This is a genomic window from Mesobacillus sp., assembly GCF_049588175.1.
Taxonomy (GTDB): domain Bacteria; phylum Bacillota; class Bacilli; order Bacillales; family Cytobacillaceae; genus Mesobacillus.
This window is the reverse complement of record NZ_JBAVFI010000540.1, coordinates 1-2,723: the sequence shown is the minus strand read 5'-3', so window position 1 is coordinate 2,723 and position 2,723 is coordinate 1. Positions and strand designations below refer to the sequence as shown.

Annotated in this window: 2 protein-coding genes; both read right to left on the bottom strand. The window is 42.3% G+C overall.

Going from position 1 to position 2,723, the window contains the following annotated elements; translation table 11 throughout:
- On the bottom strand, positions 1 to 657 hold a 657-nt coding region (locus WB217_RS13300; RefSeq protein ID WP_423993696.1), incomplete at its 3' end, for an LON peptidase substrate-binding domain-containing protein.
- Positions 658 to 942: 285 nt separating this feature from the next.
- Entirely contained in the window at positions 943 to 2,610 is a 1,668-nt protein-coding gene (lonB, locus tag WB217_RS13295; protein ID WP_423993695.1) for an ATP-dependent protease LonB, read from the bottom strand.
- Between the last annotated feature and the right edge of the window lie 113 nt (positions 2,611 to 2,723).

Here is a 2,723-nt window from a genome sequence, read left to right as displayed (position 1 = left end):
CATTGATCGCTTGACACGCTGGCCGATTTTCTTTTCTAGACCAAGAACTTCTTTTTCATTATGGATAATTTCAATCACGCGGTTAACACGTTCTTTTATATCAATTGTCTCTAATATTTCCTGCTTTTCTTTTAATTTCAAAGGCAGGTGGGAAGCGATGATATCAGCCATTCTTCCTGGCTCTTCGATGTCAGAAACGGATGCATACGTTTCCGCAGAAATTTTCTTGGACATTTTTATGTATTGTTCAAAATACTCAAGCATTGTCCTCATTAATGCTTCATCTTCGACATCCTTCGTTTCCCTGTCTTCAAACGTTCTCAGGGTGCAGGAGTAGTTATCTTTTTCATCAAAAAGTTCAATGATCTCAGCTCTAGCCAAGCCTTCAACTAGAACGCGGATCGTTCCGTTCGGCAGTTTTAGCATCTGTTTCACACGAGTGAGTGTACCCACCTGGTACAAATCCTCTTCGCCTGGTTCATCTATAGAAATATCCTTTTGAGTCGTAAGAAAGATCAAATGGTCATCCACCATAGCCTTCTCAAGAGCCTGTACAGATTTTTCCCGACCAACATCTAAATGAAGCACCATTGTCGGATATACGAGAAGACCGCGAAGCGGCAATAGAGGGACAGTGAGCTCTTTTTCGTTCGCCATGATATTGCACCTCCAACATGCATTGTAACATTCTATAAGCATTTTAATACTTTGTTGTTCAATTCTATCCTATTTATTTTCTAGTGTCTAATATCAAGAGCAAAAAGGACGGTTTCTACCTGTGGCATCTTATTGTTAGTATCCTGAAATTCCGCTAAAAATATGTCTGCTACTCTGCTTACAGATTAAATGTAAACACGGTCTGCTCAGTTGATAAGTCTTTTTCACCTCATGGATATAAACCATTAAAAAAGAACGCATTACGCGTCCTTTTTCAATCCATGTTTAGCTCGTTTCTTTTTTTACAAGATCTGGAGCAGCTGAAATAATTTGTTCGCGTGGATGCTCTTTAAGCAAGGCGATTTCAAATACCTCATCCAGGTGAGTAACAGGGATGATTTCGATATCGGTAATTTCATTTAGGATTGTCTGCACGTTTTCTTTTGGAATGATAACCTTTGTTGCGCCTGCTTTTTTAGCAGCTTTAACCTTCGGGTACACGCCGCCAATTGGCTTCACATTTCCGTGGATGCTGATTTCTCCCGTCATCGCAACCGTATTATCCATCGGGATTTTATAAATCGCTGAATAAATACCTGTCGCCATTGCAATTCCTGCTGATGGCCCATCTATAGGAGTTCCACCAGGGAAATTAACGTGGATATCGAATTCATCGGCAGGTACGCCCATTGACCTGAGGACTGTAATAACATTTTCAATCGAGCCTCTCGCCATACTTTTTCTTCTGATCGATTTACCCTGTCCTCCGATACTTTCTTCCTCAACAATGCCGGTAATATTGATTGACCCTTTATCTTTTGCTTTTATAACCGTGACTTCAATTTCTAGGAGAGCACCTGTATTAGGGCCATATACCGCAAGACCATTAACGAGTCCGACCGCAGATTTTTCATTGATTCTTCGTTCCATCCTTGGAGTAAGCTGGCTAGAATGAACGACCCATTCAATTTCCTCTTCCTTAATGTATGAGCGTTCTTCAGTTATAGCCAGTCCTGCAGCTATCTGAACCATATTTACAGCTTCACGTCCATTGCGTGCATAGTTTGAAAGGATCGATATCGCTTCTTCACTCATCGTCAAATTTACTTTTTCAGCTGCATTTCTGGCTACTTTAGAGATTTCCTCCTGACTTAACTCGCGGAAAAACACCTCCATACACCTTGACCTGATGGCAGGGGGAATTTCGCTTGGAGTCCTTGTCGTCGCACCTACAAGTCGGAAATCCGCAGGCAGCCCATTTTTGAAAATGTCATGGATATGGGTTGGAATTTGAGCATTTTCTTCATTATAATAGGCACTTTCTAAAAACACTTTCCTGTCTTCCAGAACTTTCAAAAGCTTGTTCATTTGAATTGGATGCAATTCACCAATTTCATCAATGAATAAAACTCCGCCATGCGCATTGGTCACCGCTCCTTGCTTTGGCTGCGGAATGCCTGCCTGCCCCATCGCTCCTGCTCCCTGATAAATCGGGTCATGGACTGAACCAATCAAGGGATCGGCAATTCCTCTTTCATCGAATCTTGCTGTAGTGGCATCGAGCTCCACAAACACGGAAGAAGATTGAAAAGGAGATTTGGAATTCTGCCTTGCTTCCTCAAGGACAAGTCGGGCAGCCGCAGTTTTCCCTACACCAGGGGGCCCGTAAATAATGACATGCTGGGGATTAGGTCCGCAAAGCGCAGCTTTCAATGCTTTTATACCATCTTCCTGCCCGACAATGTCGTTAAAGCTGGAAGGCCTGACTTTTTCTGCCAAAGGCTCACTAAGAGATATGGATCTCATTTTCCTCAGCTGTTCCATTTCCTTTCTGGATTCCCGGTCAATCGATACCTTTTGAGTTCGCTGATTACGTAACAGATTCCAGAAATACAGCCCAATGATGATCCCAAAAAACAGCTGTATGAATAAGGCGATTCCGGTCCAACTCAAATAAATTCCCTCCCGTAAGTTGATGACTATTCGCTTTACCCTAGTATCCCCTCGACTGAGTTGGAATAAACAATATTTTCAAGTGAATTTTCCCACCCATTATCGCTTTAAAG